The sequence below is a fragment of the Halomonas sp. Ps84H-12 genome, from assembly GCF_024124725.1.
In the GTDB taxonomy this organism is placed as follows: domain Bacteria; phylum Pseudomonadota; class Gammaproteobacteria; order Pseudomonadales; family Halomonadaceae; genus Vreelandella; species Vreelandella aquamarina.
On sequence record NZ_JAMXSJ010000026.1, the window covers coordinates 14,101 to 31,638 of the forward strand.

13 protein-coding genes and 2 tRNA genes are annotated in these 17,538 nt (G+C 57.3%); 14 read left to right on the forward strand and 1 reads right to left on the reverse strand.

The annotated features are described in order from the left end of the window. Nucleotides 1–284 precede the first annotated feature (284 nt). The 3 genes from carA (at nucleotide 285) to greA (ending at nucleotide 5,209) form a co-directional block, all read left to right on the forward strand. Nucleotides 285–1,430: a glutamine-hydrolyzing carbamoyl-phosphate synthase small subunit gene (gene carA / locus NH344_RS12940; protein ID WP_197931393.1), complete on the forward strand. Its 1,146-nt coding sequence runs from the start codon at nucleotides 285–287 to the stop codon at nucleotides 1,428–1,430. A 75-nt stretch (nucleotides 1,431–1,505) separates the two neighbouring features. Then, nucleotides 1,506–4,736: a carbamoyl-phosphate synthase large subunit gene (gene carB, locus NH344_RS12945; protein ID WP_044629466.1), complete on the forward strand. Its 3,231-nt coding sequence runs from the start codon at nucleotides 1,506–1,508 to the stop codon at nucleotides 4,734–4,736. Continuing rightward, nucleotides 4,733–5,209 (forward strand): transcription elongation factor GreA, encoded by a 477-nt coding sequence (gene greA / locus NH344_RS12950; protein ID WP_044629467.1) that lies wholly within the window; start codon nucleotides 4,733–4,735, stop codon nucleotides 5,207–5,209. Before carB ends, greA begins: the two co-directional genes overlap by 4 nt. Nucleotides 5,210–5,311: 102 nt before the next feature. On the opposite strand, the gene yhbY is transcribed toward greA, so the two are convergent. After that, complete coding sequence (yhbY, locus tag NH344_RS12955; protein WP_016915916.1) at nucleotides 5,312–5,638, reverse strand: ribosome assembly RNA-binding protein YhbY; 327 nt, start codon at nucleotides 5,636–5,638, stop codon at nucleotides 5,312–5,314. Nucleotides 5,639–5,752: 114 nt separating this feature from the next. Here yhbY and rlmE point away from each other — a divergent pair, with 114 nt between their 5' ends. From rlmE to infB, 11 genes are all read left to right on the forward strand, one after another. Beyond that, nucleotides 5,753–6,400, forward strand: a complete 648-nt coding sequence (rlmE, locus tag NH344_RS12960; RefSeq protein WP_044629468.1) for a 23S rRNA (uridine(2552)-2'-O)-methyltransferase RlmE — start codon at nucleotides 5,753–5,755, stop codon at nucleotides 6,398–6,400. Between the two features lie 228 nt (nucleotides 6,401–6,628). Beyond that, nucleotides 6,629–8,626 carry an ATP-dependent zinc metalloprotease FtsH gene (gene ftsH, locus NH344_RS12965; protein ID WP_044629469.1) on the forward strand — a complete coding sequence of 666 codons (1,998 nt, stop codon included), beginning with the start codon at nucleotides 6,629–6,631 and terminating at the stop codon, nucleotides 8,624–8,626. Nucleotides 8,627–8,733: 107 nt separating this feature from the next. Further along, complete coding sequence (folP, locus tag NH344_RS12970) at nucleotides 8,734–9,660, forward strand: dihydropteroate synthase (RefSeq protein ID WP_044629501.1); 927 nt, start codon at nucleotides 8,734–8,736, stop codon at nucleotides 9,658–9,660. Next, a complete protein-coding gene (glmM, locus tag NH344_RS12975; protein WP_044629470.1) occupies nucleotides 9,657–11,006 on the forward strand; it encodes a phosphoglucosamine mutase in 1,350 nt (449 codons plus the stop codon). Before folP ends, glmM begins: the two co-directional genes overlap by 4 nt. Before the next feature lie 129 nt (nucleotides 11,007–11,135). Continuing rightward, nucleotides 11,136–11,885: a triose-phosphate isomerase gene (gene tpiA / locus NH344_RS12980; RefSeq protein ID WP_044629471.1), complete on the forward strand. Its 750-nt coding sequence runs from the start codon at nucleotides 11,136–11,138 to the stop codon at nucleotides 11,883–11,885. A 4-nt stretch (nucleotides 11,886–11,889) separates the two neighbouring features. After that, nucleotides 11,890–12,249, forward strand: coding sequence for a preprotein translocase subunit SecG (gene secG, locus NH344_RS12985; RefSeq protein WP_044629472.1), 360 nt, complete (start codon nucleotides 11,890–11,892; stop codon nucleotides 12,247–12,249). 34 nt (nucleotides 12,250–12,283) lie between these two features. Further along, nucleotides 12,284–12,370: transfer RNA gene (locus NH344_RS12990), tRNA-Leu, on the forward strand. A 147-nt stretch (nucleotides 12,371–12,517) separates the two neighbouring features. After that, nucleotides 12,518–12,594 (forward strand) — tRNA-Met (locus NH344_RS12995). Nucleotides 12,595–12,919: 325 nt separating this feature from the next. Beyond that, nucleotides 12,920–13,381, forward strand: a complete 462-nt coding sequence (gene rimP, locus NH344_RS13000; protein ID WP_044629473.1) for a ribosome maturation factor RimP — start codon at nucleotides 12,920–12,922, stop codon at nucleotides 13,379–13,381. Between the two features lie 70 nt (nucleotides 13,382–13,451). Continuing rightward, a complete protein-coding gene (nusA, locus tag NH344_RS13005) occupies nucleotides 13,452–14,966 on the forward strand; it encodes a transcription termination factor NusA (RefSeq protein ID WP_044629474.1) in 1,515 nt (504 codons plus the stop codon). A gap of 27 nt (nucleotides 14,967–14,993) precedes the next feature. Next, the gene (infB, locus tag NH344_RS13010; RefSeq protein ID WP_253027994.1) at nucleotides 14,994–17,534 is read left to right on the forward strand and encodes a translation initiation factor IF-2; all 2,541 of its coding nucleotides are present in this window, start codon (nucleotides 14,994–14,996) and stop codon (nucleotides 17,532–17,534) included. Nucleotides 17,535–17,538 lie beyond the last annotated feature (4 nt).

The window sequence follows — 17,538 nt, forward strand, 5'->3', positions numbered from 1 at the left end:
ATATCTACAGTGAAGAGCTGTAGAGAGAGCAGAGAGAGCACCGCGCTTGTTGCACTGGCCGTTAAGTGGGAAAAGTAGTCAGCTAAATGCTGCGCCATGGCTAACACCGTTATGAAGGCCAAGGAAAGAGAACAACAAGCGGGATGAAACCGATTTTTTATTATCGGCTTCGTCCCGCTTTTTTACGACCCGACGTTTGCACGCAAACGCCGACAACCGGATCGCCGAGCCTGCGCCCACAGGCTCCCACCAGCATGGGAGAACTTGTCTTGAATAACCCCGCATTGAGCAAACCCGCGATATTGGCCCTGGAAGATGGCAGTGTGTTTCATGGAACTGCCATTGGCGCGGATGGAGTCACAAGCGGTGAGGTGGTGTTCAATACAGCCATGACCGGCTACCAGGAAATCCTCACCGACCCCTCTTACACCCGCCAAATCGTCACCCTGACTTACCCGCACATCGGCAACACTGGCATTAACTCTGAAGATGTAGAGTCCGCCTCGATTGCGGCAGCTGGCTTGGTAATTCGCGATCTCCCCCTGCTGGCCAGTAGCTTCCGTTCTGAGCAAACCCTCTCTGATTACCTGAAAAGCCACAACGTGCTGGGTATTGCGGATATCGATACCCGCCGCCTGACGCGTATTTTGCGCGATAAAGGTGCCCAGAACGGTGCGATTCTGGCGGGTGTCGATGCAGAAGGTGAGGATGCCGTCGAGCGGGCGCTGGCGGCGGCGAAGGCATTTCCGGGCTTGAAGGGCATGGATTTAGCCAAGGAAGTCTCCTGCAAAGAGGCTTACGAGTGGTCGGAAGGCGAGTGGGCCTTGGGCGAAGGCTATGCGGATGCGAGCCAGGGCGAGCGCCCTTACCATGTGGTCGCGTTTGATTACGGCGTGAAGTTCAACATCCTGCGTATGCTGGCGGCGCGCGGCTGCCGCTTGACCGTGGTGCCGGCGCAAACGCCTGCGGCAGAGGTGCTGGCGATGAACCCGGATGGCGTGTTCCTGGCTAACGGCCCCGGCGACCCCGAGCCCTGTGACTACGCCATCAAAGCGATCCAGGAAGTGTTGGAAACCGACACGCCGGTGTTCGGCATTTGCTTGGGCCACCAGCTGCTGGCGCTGGCCTCCGGTGCCAAAACCGTCAAGATGGGCCACGGCCACCATGGTGCTAACCATCCGGTACAAGACCTAGATACCGGCACGGTGATGATCACCAGCCAGAACCATGGCTTTGCCGCCGATGAAGCCTCCCTGCCCAGCAACGTACGTGCCACGCACCGCTCGCTGTTCGATGGCACCCTGCAGGGCATTGAGCGTACCGACCGCCCGGCGTTTAGCTTTCAGGGCCACCCGGAAGCCAGCCCTGGCCCGCGCGATGTAGCGCCGCTATTTGATCGCTTTATCGCCATGATGCAGGCGCGCCGCTAAGTTAGCCACGCTGCCTCTCATTGCCTAGTTACGCCGTTTTGATGCTCATCGTCACCACTTTTTGCGGGAACCGTTATGCCTAAGCGTACCGATATCAATAGCATTCTTATCATTGGCGCTGGTCCGATTGTCATCGGCCAGGCCTGCGAATTCGACTACTCTGGCGCTCAGGCGTGTAAAGCGCTGCGCGAAGAGGGTTACCGGGTTATTTTGGTCAACTCTAATCCGGCCACCATCATGACCGACCCGGCCATGGCCGATGCCACCTACATCGAGCCGATTACCTGGCAGGCGGTTGAGAAAATTATCGAAGTCGAGCGCCCGGACGCCATTCTCCCCACCATGGGCGGCCAAACCGCGCTGAACTGTGCGCTGGATCTTGAAAAACATGGCGTACTTGCTAAGTACAGTGTTGAGATGATCGGCGCCAACGCCGACGCCATTAATATGGCGGAAGACCGCGACCTGTTCGACCAAGCCATGAAGCGCATTGGCCTGGAGTGCCCGAAAGCCAAAGTGGCGCACACCATGGACGAGGCGTGGGAAATTCAGGCAGAGCTAGGTTTCCCAACAATTATTCGTCCTTCCTACACCATGGGTGGCTCTGGCGGCGGTGTGGCGTACAACAAGGAAGAGTTCGAAGAGATCTGTACCCGCGGTTTCGAGCTTTCCAATAACCACGAGCTGCTGATTGATGAGTCGCTGCTGGGTTGGAAAGAGTACGAAATGGAAGTGGTGCGCGACAAAAACGATAACTGCATTATCGTTTGCGCCATCGAGAACTTCGACCCCATGGGCGTCCACACCGGCGACTCCATCACTGTCGCGCCGGCACAAACGCTGACCGATAAAGAGTACCAGATCATGCGGGACGCGAGCCTCGCGGTACTGCGTGAAATCGGCGTGGAAACCGGCGGCTCCAACGTGCAGTTTGGTATGGACCCGAAAACCGGTCGTCTGGTCGTGATCGAGATGAACCCGCGTGTGTCGCGCTCGTCGGCGCTGGCATCGAAGGCCACCGGTTTCCCGATTGCTAAAATCGCCGCGAAGCTGGCGGTGGGTTACACCCTTGACGAGCTGCAGAACGATATTACTGGCGGTCAAACACCAGCGTCGTTTGAGCCGTCCATCGACTATGTCGTGACCAAAATTCCGCGCTTTACGTTCGAGAAATTCCCCCAAGCGAACGACCGCCTGACCACCCAGATGAAGTCGGTGGGTGAAGTGATGGCGATTGGCCGCACGTTCCAAGAGTCGCTGCAAAAAGCGCTGCGCGGTATGGAAACCGGTAACGACGGCCTCGACCCGATCATTACCGAGTTCACCGATGAAACGATGGCCCAGATTAAGGGCGAGCTGCAGGCCGCGGGTGCCGAGCGTATCTTCTTTGTGGCTGATGCTATGCGCGCTGGTATGAGCGTGGAAGAGATCTTTGCGCTGACCAACATCGACCGCTGGTTCCTGGTGCAAATGGAAGACCTGATTCTCACCGAAGCCGCCGTGTCCAAGCGCGCCCTGGCAGAGTTCTCGGCGCGTGAGCTGTTCCAGCTCAAGCGCAAGGGCTTCTCCGATGCGCGGCTGGCGAAGCTGCTGGGCGTCTCCGAGAAGGAGTTCCGCAAGACGCGTCAGGCAGCAGGCATTCGCCCGGTGTACAAGCGCGTGGACACCTGTGCCGCCGAGTTTGCTTCCGATACCGCCTACATGTACTCCACCTATGAAGAGGAGTGCGAAGCGGACGTGTCGGATCGCCAGAAGATCATGGTGCTGGGCGGTGGCCCGAACCGTATCGGTCAGGGTATCGAGTTCGACTACTGCTGTGTGCACGCCGCCTTCGCCATGCGCGACGACGGCTATGAAACCATCATGGTCAACTGCAACCCGGAAACCGTCTCCACCGACTACGACACCTCCGACCGTCTCTACTTCGAGCCGGTGACGCTGGAAGACGTGCTGGAAATCGCCGACAAGGAGAAGCCGGTGGGCGTCATCGTCCAGTTCGGCGGCCAAACGCCGCTGAAGCTGGCTCGTGAGCTGGAAGCGGCAGGCGTGCCGATCATCGGTACCACGCCGGACGCCATCGATCGCGCCGAAGACCGCGAGCGCTTCCAGGTGATGATCGACAAGCTCGACCTGAAGCAGCCGCCCAACGCCACGGCCCGGAGCTTCGAAGAAGCCTTCACCAAGGCCGAGAAGATCGGCTACCCGCTGGTCGTGCGCCCCAGCTACGTACTAGGTGGCCGTGCCATGGAGATCGTCTACGATGCCTCTGAGCTCGAAAACTACATGACCAACGCGGTGAAGGTCTCTAACGACTCTCCGGTACTGCTGGATCACTTCCTGAGCGCGGCGGTGGAAGTGGATATCGATGCGGTCTCTGACGGCCAGCAGGTCGTGATTGGCGGTATCATGCAGCACGTCGAGCAAGCGGGCGTTCACTCCGGTGACTCCGCCTGCGCGCTGCCGCCTTACTCGCTGCCTGCCGACGTGCAGGACGAGATGCGTGAGCAGGTCAAGAAAATGGCCGTGGAGCTGGGCGTCAAAGGCCTGATGAACGTGCAGCTGGCCTGGCAGGAGGGCGAGATCTACGTGATCGAGGTCAACCCTCGTGCATCGCGTACCGTGCCGTTTGTTTCCAAGTGCATCGGCACCTCGCTGGCGCAGATTGCCGCGCGCTGCATGGCTGGTAAGACGCTGGCCGAGCAGGGCTTCGAACGTGAGATAGTGCCGCACTTCTATAGCGTCAAAGAAGCGGTCTTCCCGTTCAACAAGTTCCAGGGCGTTGATCCAATTCTCTCGCCGGAAATGAAATCCACCGGTGAAGTGATGGGCTCGGGCGATACCTTCGCGGAAGCCTTTTTCAAGGCGCAGCTGGGCGCGGGCGAGGCGATCCCGGCGCTGGATGGCGACCGTAAAGCGTTCCTGTCGGTGCGTGAGCCTGATAAGCAGGGGATTATCGAAGTGGCCCGTTCTCTGCTAACATTGGGCTTCACGCTATGTGCAACACGCGGTACCGCTGCGGCCCTCGAAGCCGCCGGGCTGCCCGTGGAGCACGTCAATAAAGTCTACGAAGGCCGTCCCCATATCGTCGATCTGCTGAAGAACGACGAAATCGCCTACATCGTGAATACCACCGAAGGTCGTCAGGCAATCAACGACTCTTCGATCATTCGCCGTACTGCTCTCGCGCGCAAGGTGCCCTATGCGACCACCTTGGCGGGCGCTAATGCTGTTTGCATGGCGCTAGAGTACGGTAGGGAGATTACGGTGCGGCGCCTTCAGGATCTGCATGCAGGAGCAAGTCAATGAACAAGGTCCCGATGACGGTAGCGGGAGAAAAAAGTCTTCGCGAAGAGCTCAACCACTTGAAGGGCGAAGCTCGCCCTCAGGTGATTGCGGCCATCGCTGAAGCGCGTGAACACGGCGATCTCAAGGAGAACGCCGAGTACCACGCCGCCCGTGAACAACAGGGGTTTATTGAAGGCCGTATTCAGGAAATCGAGAGTAAGCTCTCTGGCGCCCAGGTGATTGATGTCACCAAGCTGCCGAAAACCGGCAAGGTGATTTTTGGGGTGACTGTGTCGCTCTTGAACCTGGATAGTGATGCCAGCGTTACCTATCGCATTGTTGGCGAAGATGAAGCCGACATTAAAGCGGGGCGTATTTCGGTCACTTCACCCATTGCGCGCGCGCTGATTGGTAAAGAAGAGGGCGATGTGGTGGTGGTGAAAACGCCCGGCGGCGACGTTGAGTACGAAATTGAGAGTGTTGAACACCTCTAATATTGTGCGGATAGCGCCATAAAAAAGGCCCGATGCAGGTAGCTGCTTCGGGCCTTTTAGCTTAGCGGCGCTTGGCACCGTGTCAGCATAGTACTGTGTGCTTTAGTGCCGCCCGTGATGGTTTTCGAAGCGGGTAACGTTGGAGAGCTTGGGGTTAGCCTTTGGGTTGCGGCGATAAAGCAGCGCCATTTTGCCAATGGTCTGCACCAGCTCGGCCTTGCTGTCAGCCAGCAGCTCGTTGATCATCGCGGCGCGATCATCCCGCTCGGGCAGGGCGAGCTTCACTTTGATCAGCTCGTGGTCGTTGAGCGCGCGGCTGAGTTCTGCGAGCAGGTTTTCGGAGACGCCGTTCTCAGAAACGGTGACCACGGGGTTCAAATGGTGGCCAATGCTACGAAATGCTTTCTTTTGTGCCTGTGACAAGCTCATGGTATCTTGCGGTATCCCGGTTAGCGCTTAACGTTCCATCTTACGGTGAAATGCCGCTAAGTGAAAGCAATCACGTGAACGCACCCATCTCTTATTCCAGTGTCAGATTCCCACATGCAGCAAAAGCCTCCAAGCCGTAAACATTCAGTGAGCAAAACCAGCAACAACTGGAAGAAAGAACATTTCGACGACCAGTACGTAAAACAGAGCTGGCAGGATGGCTACCGCTCCCGGGCGAGCTATAAGCTGCTAGAGCTGGATGAGAAGGATAAACTGTTTCGTAATGGTATGACGATCATTGATCTGGGGGCAGCCCCCGGTGGATGGAGCCAAATCGCCGCCGAAAAAGTCGGGCCAGAGGGCGTGGTCATCGCCTCTGATATTCTGGAGATGGATGCGCTGGCAGGGGTGGACTTTATTCAGGGCGATTTTACCGAGGAGAGCGTACTTAACGCGATTCTTGAGCGCCTGGGAAATCGTCCGGTAGACCTTGTTATGTCGGACATGGCCCCCAATATGAGTGGTATGGCAGCCATCGATCAGCCACAAGCGATGTATCTTGTCGAGCTGGCGTTGGAGTTGGCCCGTGAAACGCTCTCGCCCAAAGGGCGGTTTTTGGTAAAGGTCTTCCAGGGGGAAGGCTTTGACGCCTACCTAAAAGAGCTGCGCGGCAGTTTTGACCGCGTGGTTACCCGCAAACCGGATGCCTCCCGGGCGCGCTCCCGAGAAGTCTATTTTTTGGCGGAGGGTTTTCGCGGTTAAACCAGTGCTGGCAAGGCCCTGGTGTTATGGCAAAGTGCTATAGCAAAGATTTATCACCACGATTGCCAGACAGGCAAGCGTAAGGTGTGTCACATTATGTACATTGGACGAACGTGACACAGATGGCCCAAAGCCAAATGTGCTTTGGCAATGGTTGAACGTTAAGCTCTAGTGTAAGGTCAGAGTATTAGCGGTTAACTGACGGATTCTTGTAATGAGGGTAGCCCCTTGAACGATATGGCGAAGAACCTGATTCTGTGGTTGGTCATCGCGGCCGTTCTACTGACAGTGTTCAATAATTTCAGTACGGAAAGCGCACCGCAAACCACTAACTACTCCCAGTTTGTGCAGCAGGTGCAAAATCAGCAGATCCGCAGCGTCACCATCGATGGGTATACCATCACCGGTGAGCGGATCGATGGTTCGCAGTTCCAGACCATCCGCCCTGCCGCAGAAGATCCCAAGCTGATCGACGACCTGCTGAGCAACAATGTCACGGTGGTCGGCAAGGCGCCGGAGCAGCAAAGCATCTGGACGCGGCTACTGATTGCCAGTTTCCCGATCCTGCTCATTCTGGCGATCTTCATGTTCTTCATGCGCCAGATGCAAGGCGGTGCCGGTGGTGGCAAGGGTGGCCCGATGAGCTTTGGCAAATCCAAGGCGAAGCTGCTCTCCCAGGATCAGATCAAAACCACCTTTGCCGATGTCGCAGGCTGCGACGAAGCGAAGGAGGAAGTAGAAGAGCTGGTCGACTTCCTGCGCGACCCGACCAAGTTCCAGCGTCTGGGGGGTACCATTCCCCGCGGCGTACTGATGGTGGGCCCGCCCGGTACCGGTAAAACGCTGCTGGCCAAGTCTATCGCGGGCGAAGCTAAAGTGCCGTTCTTCTCCATCTCGGGTTCCGACTTCGTTGAAATGTTCGTCGGTGTGGGTGCGTCCCGCGTACGCGACATGTTCGAACAGGCCAAGAAGCAGGCGCCCTGCATTATCTTTATCGACGAAATCGATGCTGTTGGCCGCTCGCGCGGTACCGGCATGGGTGGTGGTAATGATGAGCGTGAGCAGACGCTGAACCAGCTGCTGGTCGAGATGGACGGCTTTGAAGCCAACGAGGGCATTATTGTCATCGCCGCCACCAACCGCCCGGACGTTCTTGACCCCGCGCTGCTGCGCCCGGGCCGCTTCGACCGTCAGGTAACCGTGGGCTTGCCGGATATCCGTGGCCGTGAGCATATTCTGGGCGTTCACCTGCGCAAGGTGCCGCTGGCGGATGACGTGAAGCCGCAGCTGATTGCCCGTGGTACGCCTGGCTTCTCCGGTGCCGACCTGGCCAACCTGGTGAACGAGGCTGCCCTGTTTGCGGCGCGTCGTAACAAGCGCCTGGTAGGCATGGAAGAGCTTGAGCTGGCCAAGGACAAGATCATGATGGGCGCTGAGCGCAAATCCATGGTCATGACCGATAAAGAGAAGCTCAATACCGCTTATCACGAAGCAGGCCACGCGATTATTGGCTTGGTCATGCCTGAGCACGATCCGGTCTACAAGGTGACGATTATTCCCCGTGGCCGCGCGCTGGGTGTGACGATGTTCCTGCCGGAAGAGGATCGCTACAGCCTGTCGCGCCAGCAAATTATCAGCCAGATCTGCTCGCTGTTTGGCGGTCGTATTGCCGAAGAGATGACGCTGGGTGCTAACGGTGTGACCACTGGTGCATCTAACGACATCAAGCGTGCCACTGAGCTGGCTCACAACATGGTGGCCAAATGGGGTCTCTCGGATGAGATGGGTCCGATCATGTACGATGAGGACGAGTCTCACCAGTTCCTCGGTGGCCCTGGTCAGGGCGGTGGTAAGCTGAAATCTGGAGAAACCACCGCGCGTCTTGATAAAGAAGTGCGCAAGATTATCGATGAGTGTTACGAGCAGGCGCGTCAGATTCTGCATGACAACCGCGACAAGCTGGATGCCATGGCAGAAGCGCTGATGAAGTTTGAAACCATCGACGCCAGCCAGCTTAAAGACATCATGGAAGGACGTGACCCGCGTCCGCCGGAAGGCTGGAACGACGGTGACTCCTCCGGTGGTGGAATGCGCATCAGCGACGATAAGCCAGAAGCGAAAGCGGATGACCAAGCGCCTAACGCGTCAAGCGATGAAGGCGAAGAGGGTGACGATGAGCCTCGCCGTCGTCCATCTGACCCGCTAGGTGGCCCTGCAGGTCCTTAATCAAGCCATACTGCTGGTGTTAGCAAAGGCGTCCCATATTGGGGCGCCTTTTTGTTATGCTGTGGGCCAATAGCAGTTACGTTTCTTTTCTATTTTTAGGCGGTAGCATGACACCGAACGTTGACCCTTCATCGCCTTCATCGCCTTCACGCCAAGCAGAGAGTGCTTTGCAGCTGCGCTGTGGGCGCCATACGCTTGATCTTTCGTTTCCACGGGTGATGGGTATTTTGAACGTCACGCCTGATTCGTTCTCCGATGGTGGTCAGCATGTTGCCTTAGAAGATGCGCTACGCCACGCCGAGCGCATGCTGGCCGAAGGCGCTGCCTTGATTGATGTGGGCGGCGAATCGACCCGTCCAGGCGCTATGGCGGTTTCTGAGCAGCAAGAGCTAGACCGTGTCGCACCCGTAGTGGAAGCGCTGGTGCGCGAACTAGATGCGTTGGTATCGGTGGATACCAGCAGCGCCACGGTAATTCGTGAAGCCAGCGCCTTAGGGGCGGGGATGATTAACGATGTGCGTGCGCTAGAGCGCGAGGGCGCACTGGCAGCTGCCGCCAGTAGCGGTTTGCCTGTGTGTCTGATGCACCGCCAGGGTGAGCCGCAGAACATGCAGCACTCTCCTGAGTACAGCGAGCCCGTAGAGCGTGCGGTCGCGGCGTATTTATCCGAGCGTATCGATGCTTGTGAAGCGGCAGGGCTGCGCCGTCATCGTCTTTTGATCGACCCTGGCTTTGGGTTTGGCAAAACCGTCGAGCATAACCTGCGTTTGCTCAAGTATATGGAGTCGCTGCTCGCGCTTGATCTGCCGATATTGGTAGGCATGTCACGTAAAAGCATGATTGGCAAAGTACTGGGTCGTCCGGTAGAAGAGCGGTTAGCTGGCGGCTTGGCTTTGTCGGCTATGGCGGTTGAACGTGGGGCGAGCATTCTACGAGTGCATGATGTTGGGCCTACAGTGGATGCTGTGAATATGGCTTGGGCGGTACTACAAGAGGGCTGTGAGCCGCCCGTTGATAAGGAACTCTCGTTATGACACGACGCTATTTTGGCACTGATGGTATTCGCGGTACCGTTGGGCAGTCACCGATTACTGCTGACTTTATGCTCAAGTTGGGGTGGGCCGCTGGGCAGGTGCTGCGCCGTGAAAAGGGCCGCACGCGGGTATTAATTGGTAAAGACACGCGTATTTCTGGCTATATGTTTGAGTCGGCGCTGGAAGCGGGGCTTTCAGCCGCCGGTGTGGATGTTTCCCTGTTAGGGCCGATGCCCACGCCTGGGATCGCTTATCTCACACGTACCTTCCGGGCGGATGCGGGCATTGTGATTTCAGCTTCTCATAATCCGTTTGACGATAACGGCATTAAGTTTTTCTCCGCAGAAGGCAAAAAGCTGCCGGATGACGTGGAAGGCCGCATTGAAGCGATGCTGGAAGCCCCGTTGACCACCGCCGATGCAGCGCAGCTAGGTAAGGCGGCACGCATTGACGATGCCGCAGGCCGCTATATTGAGTTCTGTAAATCTACCCTGCCGGACCGACTTAGTCTGCACGGACTGAAAGTGGTATTGGATTGCGCCCACGGTGCCACTTACCATATCGCGCCCAGCGTTTTTCGCGAGCTAGGGGCGGAAGTGAGCGTGATTGGCGCTGCGCCAGATGGATTAAATATCAACCACCATGTGGGATCGACACACCCAGCAGCGCTGCGGGCGGCGGTAATTCAGCAAGGGGCGGATTTAGGCATTGCTTTCGATGGCGATGGCGACCGTGTACTGCTCGTTGATGCGGATGGTCGTGAGGTCGATGGCGACGATATTTTGTACTTAATCGCCCGTGACCGTTTTGAGCGCGGCCTTCTGGAAGGCGGCGTGGTCGGCACGCTGATGAGTAACTTCGGCTTGGGGATGGCATTAGACCGGCTCGGTATCCCGTTCCAGCGTGCCAAAGTAGGCGACCGCTTCGTGATGGAAATGATGGCAGCCAACGGCTGGGAGCTGGGCGGCGAAGCGTCGGGACACATTGTCTGTGGCCACGTACAAACGACCGGTGATGGTATTGTGTCAGCCTTGCAGGTGCTGGGGTTAATGGTGCGGGAGCAAAAGCCGTTACCATCGCTGCTGAAAGGGCTGGAAAAAGTGCCGCAATCACTGGTTAATGTGCGCTTGCCCGCAGGGTCGAATGCCAAAGAGGTTATGGCTGCCCAACCGCTGTTGGATGCTGTTGCTGCATTAGAGGCTGAATTAGGGGACCAAGGGCGGGTACTGCTGCGCCCATCCGGCACCGAGCCATTAATCCGCGTAATGGTGGAAGGGCGCGCTCATTTGGATGTGGATCGCTTAGCCAATAAGCTGGCAGGTCAAGTGCAGGCGCTACTCGGCTAGCATGCTGGGTCGTGAATAGCCGTCCTTGCTTGGCGAAGCGCGTCCTGCTTGTCATTGGGCTTGCAACAGCGGTTGTCTTGACAAGGCGGCTCCTATACCATTTCGCTCCACCTTGAGTGAGGATTATCCATGCGTACGCCATTAATCGCCGGTAACTGGAAAATGAACGGTTCTGCGGCGTTGATTGAGTCGTTTGGCAAAACGTTTGCTTCTGCTGCGCTGCCCGCCAATATCGACGTGGTGGTCATTCCGCCGTTTCCCTATCTAGATGCTGCGCGCCATGCGTTCAGCAACACGCCGCTGCAGTTAGGGGCGCAAACGCTTAATCCTCATCACTCCGGGGCACATACCGGGGAAGTGAGCGGTAGCATGCTCAAAGAGTTTGGTGTGGCCTACGTGTTGGTGGGGCATTCTGAGCGCCGCCAGCTTTACCGCGAAAGCGACGAGCAGGTGTTTGACCGTCTGTTGGCAGCCCTTGATGCTGGGCTGACGCCTATTCTATGCGTGGGTGAAACGCTGGAAGAGCGCGATGCAGGCCGCACGATGGACGTTGTGTTGCGCCAAGTAGGCTATATCATGGCTCGCTTAGCACCAGAGCAGCGTCTGCAAATCGTTATTGCCTACGAGCCTGTGTGGGCGATAGGTACCGGCCGTACGGCCACGCCAGAGCAGGCGCAAGAGGTCATGGCAGGCATTCGTGCCTATCAGGCAGGGTTTGATGCGTCGCTTGCCGAGCAGCTGAAACTGCTTTACGGCGGTAGCATGAACGCAAGTAACGCGGCTGAGCTGCTCGCCCAGCCGGACATCGACGGCGGTTTAGTGGGCGGTGCCTCGCTTAAAACCGACGATTTCTACGCCATTTGTCAGTCAGCAGGATAACTCCATGCAAGTTGCAATTCTTATGGTTCACGTGGTGATTGCGGTCGCCTTGGTTGTACTCATCCTGCTCCAGCAGGGAAAAGGTGCCGAAGCAGGCGCAGCCTTTGGTGGTGGTGCGTCGCAAACGGTTTTCGGCTCGCGGGGCAGTGGTAACTTCCTGTCGCGTACCACCGGTATTTTAGCCGCTGGCTTTTTTGTGACCTCGATGGCTCTAGCATACTTTGCCACTCAGGCAGGCCAAGCGCCGGAAGCCGGTATTCCTGATGCGCGGCTGATCGAACAGCAGCAAAACATTCCAATGCTTGACGACTCCCCTGCAAGTATGGATAATACCGCGCCAGTGCTAGAGGAAAGCAGCGAGTAACTTCTTGATGTCGCTTTCTTTAGCCTCCCCTGATGCCGAAGTGGTGGAATTGGTAGACACGCTATCTTGAGGGGGTAGTGACCGTATGGTCGTGCGGGTTCAAGTCCCGCCTTCGGCACCATCTGTTTCGCTGGTTTACCAGCTTCCCAGAATGTCAGGATTGGCACCTGAGGCGAAAGACGCATTTGAAAAAGTTTTTGAAACAAGTTCTTGGAATGAGTTCTTGACGTAAGCCTTTCAAGTGTCTATTATCGTCGACCTAGATTGATGCGGGGTGGAGCAGTCTGGTAGCTCGTCGGGCTCATAACCCGAAGGTCATCGGTTCAAATCCGGTCCCCGCTACCATTTATCTAGTAGCATGGTTTAGGATCAACGGCATGTATTAAGGTGCTTTTGAGCTGCGAAAAATTCGCGACATGTTGCTAAAATGGTACTACAGGTTTCTTTTGAAAAGCCCCTTCCTGTGAAGGGGCTTTTTGTTAGTAGCTTTTTGTAACTGGTTTTTTGTAAACAGCTTTTATGAAGAGCTTTTTGCGAGCCAAGCGTGTCTCAAGAGCGGATGTTGTTCGAGTAGCCAGAGACACATTCCCAGGTAATGCCAATCAGCCACCTAGCTTTTCTTACGACTCCTGGCCAGGTGCCTGATGCAACGGCTATAGGAGCTTTGTCTGTGGCCACAAAACACGCTGCGCTTCACGCGCTGATCGAACCTGTCGTTGCCGCCATGGGCTTCGAGCTATGGGGTATCGACCATATTTCCCAGGGCAAGCATTCGCGGCTGGTGATTTACATCGAGCGCGAGAGCGGTGTCAGCGTGGAAGACTGCGCTGATATTAGCCGCCAAGTCAGTGCCGTGATGGATGTGGAAGACCCCATTCCCGGCGAATACCGCTTGGAAGTCTCGTCGCCCGGCATGGCGCGTCCCCTTTACTCCCTGGATCACTTTATCCGCTATCAGGGCCACCAGGTCGCTCTGAAGCTACGTGTCGCGTTCGATGGGCGACGCAAATACCAAGGGCTCCTCGCAGGTGTCGAGGGCGATGAAGTGCTACTGCAACTGGAAGGCGAAGAGTACTGCTTTCCTATCGAAAGCATCGATTCTGCGCACGTTGTCCCGCAGTTCGACGAATAACACGGGTCGCGGCTTCCGGCAGGCGCCGGGGTGATGCACAAAAGGACAGGTTTTCTGGCGAGGCAAACGCATGAGTAAAGAAATTTTAATGGTCGTGGACGCGATCTCTAATGAAAAAGGCGTCCCCCGCGATGTCATCTTCGAAGCGGTAGAAGCCGCGCTGGCCAGCGCGTCGCGTAAGCGTTTTGAGCACGAAGAAGCCAATGTGCGCGTGCATATTGATCGCCGCACCGGAGACTACGATACGTTCCGCTACTGGACCGTGGTCGAAGATGACGAATTCGAAACGCCAGACTATGAAATCAAGCAGAGCATTGCCGAGCAGCGCGACCCGCCGCTGAAGCTGGGCGATGTGGTCGAGCAAAAGATCGAAAACGCTGTGTTCGGGCGTATCGCCGCGCAAACTGCCAAGCAGGTCATCGTGCAGAAAGTGCGCGAAGCCGAGCGTGCCGAAGTCGTGCGTCAGTACGCTGACCGTGAAGGCGAACTCGTTGCGGGTATCGTTAAGAAGACCACCCGTGACGGCCTGATCATTGATCTGGGAGAAAACGCCGAAGCGTTTTTGCCGCGTAACGAGATGATCCCCGGCGAGCGCTACCGGATGAACGAGCGTGTTCGCGCGCTGCTGGTCAAGGTTGACCCGGACGCTCGCGGTGCGCAGCTGCAACTCTCACGCACCTGCCCTGAATTCATCATTGAGCTGTTCAAAATTGAGGTGCCGGAAATCGCCGAGCAGCTGATTGAAATCAAAGGTGCTGCTCGCGACCCCGGCTCACGTGCCAAGATCGCAGTGAAAACCAACGACCGCCGCATTGATCCGGTCGGTGCCTGCGTCGGTATGCGTGGCTCACGGGTTCAGGCGGTATCATCTGAGCTGCAAAACGAGCGTGTAGATATCGTTCTGTGGGACGACAACCCGGCTCAGCTGGTGATCAACGCCATGGCGCCGGCCGACGTGGCCTCGATCTTGGTGGACGAGGATGCGCACGCTATGGACGTCGCCGTGGCACAGGACAACCTGGCACAGGCCATTGGCCGTAGCGGCCAGAACGTGCGTTTGGCGTCTGAATTGACCGGCTGGCGGATCAACGTCATGACCGAAGATGAAGCGGAGTCCAAGCGCGAGCAGGAAATCGACAGCCTGGTGGATTCCTTTGTTCATCATCTGGGGGTCGATGATGAGGTCGCTCGCCTGCTAGTGGAGGAAGGGTTTACCACCCTGGAAGAAGTTGCCTACGTGCCGCTGGAAGAGATGCTCGAAATCGAAGAGTTCGACGAAGAGCTGGTGGAAGAGCTGCGTGCACGCGCAAAAGACGAGCTGCTGACGATGGCGATTGCCTCGGAAGAAGCGCTGGACGGTGCCCAACCAGCGGATGACCTGCTGGAGATGGACGGTATGGAGCGCCACCTGGCCTTCATTCTGGCCAGCCGCGGTATCGTCACAATGGAAGATCTCGCCGAGCAGTCTGTCGACGATCTGGTCGATATCGAGGAGTTGGACGAAGCGCGCGCAGCGGCACTGATCATGACTGCCCGTGCGCCCTGGTTTGAAGTCGATGACACATCGGATTCAAACACACAGTAAACAGGTCACGGGCTGAGGAGGGTCACTATGTCAGATATGACAGTTAAAGATTTTGCAGTAAAGGTGGGCCGCGATGTGCCCCGCCTATTGGAACAGATGAAAGAAGCTGGCTTGAAGCATGCCTCAGAAAACGACGCCGTGTCTGAAGATGACAAGCAGACACTGCTAAGCTTTTTGAAGAAAAGCCACGGCGGCGGCGACAGCGAACCGAGCAAAAACCGTATTACGCTGACCCGTAAAACCCGCAGCCGCATCAAGACCGGCGAGCGCGGTAAAACGATCGAAGTACAGGTTCGTAAGAAGAAAACCTACGTTAAGCGCGAAGAAGATGAGAAGCCGAAGTCGCCTGAGCCCAAGCACTCTGGCCCGCGTCAGTTGGTAGGCGATATGGCGGAAGCAGAAGCAGAGCGTAAAGCGCGCGATGCCCGCGTCGCTGAAGAGAAAGCCGCCGCTGCGAAAGCCAAAGCTGCCGAAGACGCCGCGCGTAAAGAAGCGGAAGAGAAGGCCAAAGCCAAAGCCGCTGAAGTGCCGGATATCGAAGTGCCCGAGCTTGAAATCGACGACACGCCGGTAGCCGATGATCTGCCGCCGGCACCGCCGAAAGAGGGCCGTACCGATCGTCGTACTGCGCCGCCGAAAAAGGCAGCCGCGAAGAAGAAAGGTCGTGACGACGACGATGATCGTGGCGATCGCGAAGAGCGTAAGCGCGGCGGCGGCAAGAAAGTGAAGCGTGCCGAGCGCCGTGGCGGACGTCGTGGTGGTGCTAGCCAAAGTGGTAATGGCAAGCACGGCTTCCAGAAGCCGACGCAGCCGATCGTTCGTGAAGTCTCGATCCCTGAGTCCATCAGCGTTGCTGAGCTGGCCGACAAAATGTCGATCAAGGCGAACGAAGTCATCAAAGCCATGTTCACCATGGGTGCGGCGGTGACCATCAACCAGACAATCGACCAGGATACAGCGGCGATTGTGGTGGAAGAGATGGGCCACAAGGTCAAACTGGTGAAAGATGACGCGCTGGAAACGGAAATGCTGGAAGGCATCTCCTACGAAGGCGAAGAGATCACCCGCTCACCGGTCGTCACCGTCATGGGTCACGTTGACCACGGTAAGACCTCGCTGCTGGACTATATCCGTCGTGCGAAAGTCGCCACTGGCGAAGCGGGCGGTATTACCCAGCACATCGGTGCCTACCATGTGGAAGATGACCACGGTGGCGTGACCTTCCTGGATACCCCGGGTCACGCGGCGTTTACCGCCATGCGTGCTCGCGGTGCGAAAGCCACCGACGTGGTCATCCTGGTGGTGGCGGCCGACGACGGCGTCATGCCGCAAACCATCGAAGCCGTCGAGCACTCGAAAGCTGCTGGTGTACCGATGGTCGTGGCCGTGAACAAGATCGATAAGCCCCAGGCCGATCCTGATCGTGTCAAGAACGAGCTGTCTCAGCACGGCGTCATCTCGGAAGAGTGGGGCGGCGATACGCAGTTCGTTCACGTCTCTGCGAAGAGCGGTGAAGGCATCGAAGACCTGCTGGAAGCCATCCAGCTGGTATCTGAAGTACTCGAGCTCAAAGCCGTTCCGTCGGCACCGGGTAAAGGTGTGGTAGTTGAGTCGCGCTTGGATAAAGGGCGCGGTCCGGTCGCTACCGTGCTGGTACAAAACGGTACGCTGAAGAAGGGCGATATCGTCCTGGCGGGCCTGCACTACGGTCGCGTTCGCGCGCTGACCAACGAGCTAGGCAAGCAGGTCGATACCGCTGGCCCCGCTATGCCGGTCGAGATCCAAGGTCTCGACGGCACGCCAGATGCTGGTGACGACTTCATGGTCGTGGCCGACGAGAAGAAAGCCCGCGAAGTGGCCAACTTCCGTCAGGGTAAATACCGCGAAGTACGCCTGGCGCGTCAGCAGAAGGCCAAGCTGGAGAACATGTTTAGCCAGATGGGCCAAGACGAAGTGGCCAAGGTCAACATCGTCCTCAAAGCCGACGTACAGGGCTCGCTGGAAGCGATCAAAGGCGCCTTGGAAGAGCTCTCCACCGAAGAAGTACAGGTGGCCGTGGTCTCCTCTGGTGTGGGGGGGATCACCGGTACCGACGCCAACTTGGCGCTGGCCTCGGAAGCCATCGTGGTGGGCTTCAACGTCCGTGCCGATGCCGCTGCTCGTGAGATCATCGAGCGTGAAGGTCTGGATCTGCGCTACTACAGCGTCATCTACCACCTGATCGACGAAGTCAAACAGGCGATGAGCGGTATGCTCGCCCCCGAGTGGAAAGAAGAGATCGTGGGTGTGGCCGAAGTACGCGACGTGTTCCGCGCGCCGAAGATCGGTGCGGTGGCTGGCTGTATGGTCGTCGAAGGCACCGTGTCGCGCAGCAAGCGTATCCGCGTTCTGCGTGACAACGTGGTCATCTACGAAGGTGAGCTCGAATCGCTGCGCCGCTTCAAAGACGACGTACAAGAAGTGCGTAACGGCATGGAGTGTGGCATCGGCGTGAAGAACTACAACGATGTCCAGGTCGGCGACAAGATCGAAGTCTTTGACCAAGTGAGGGTCGAGCGCAGCCTGTAAGGCC

Bases quoted from the DNA above. Each gene is read 5' to 3' on its own strand.
- carB (WP_044629466.1), top strand. From the start codon at position 1,506: ATGCCTAAGCGTACCGATATCAATAGCATTCTTATCATTGGCGCTGGT.
- greA (WP_044629467.1), top strand. From the start codon at position 4,733: ATGAACAAGGTCCCGATGACGGTAGCGGGAGAAAAAAGTCTTCGCGAA.
- yhbY (WP_016915916.1), bottom strand. From the start codon at position 5,638: ATGAGCTTGTCACAGGCACAAAAGAAAGCATTTCGTAGCATTGGCCAC.
- rlmE (WP_044629468.1), top strand. From the start codon at position 5,753: ATGCAGCAAAAGCCTCCAAGCCGTAAACATTCAGTGAGCAAAACCAGC.
- folP (WP_044629501.1), top strand. From the start codon at position 8,734: ATGACACCGAACGTTGACCCTTCATCGCCTTCATCGCCTTCACGCCAA.
- glmM (WP_044629470.1), top strand. From the start codon at position 9,657: ATGACACGACGCTATTTTGGCACTGATGGTATTCGCGGTACCGTTGGG.
- tpiA (WP_044629471.1), top strand. From the start codon at position 11,136: ATGCGTACGCCATTAATCGCCGGTAACTGGAAAATGAACGGTTCTGCG.
- secG (WP_044629472.1), top strand. From the start codon at position 11,890: ATGCAAGTTGCAATTCTTATGGTTCACGTGGTGATTGCGGTCGCCTTG.
- nusA (WP_044629474.1), top strand. From the start codon at position 13,452: ATGAGTAAAGAAATTTTAATGGTCGTGGACGCGATCTCTAATGAAAAA.
- infB (WP_253027994.1), top strand. From the start codon at position 14,994: ATGTCAGATATGACAGTTAAAGATTTTGCAGTAAAGGTGGGCCGCGAT.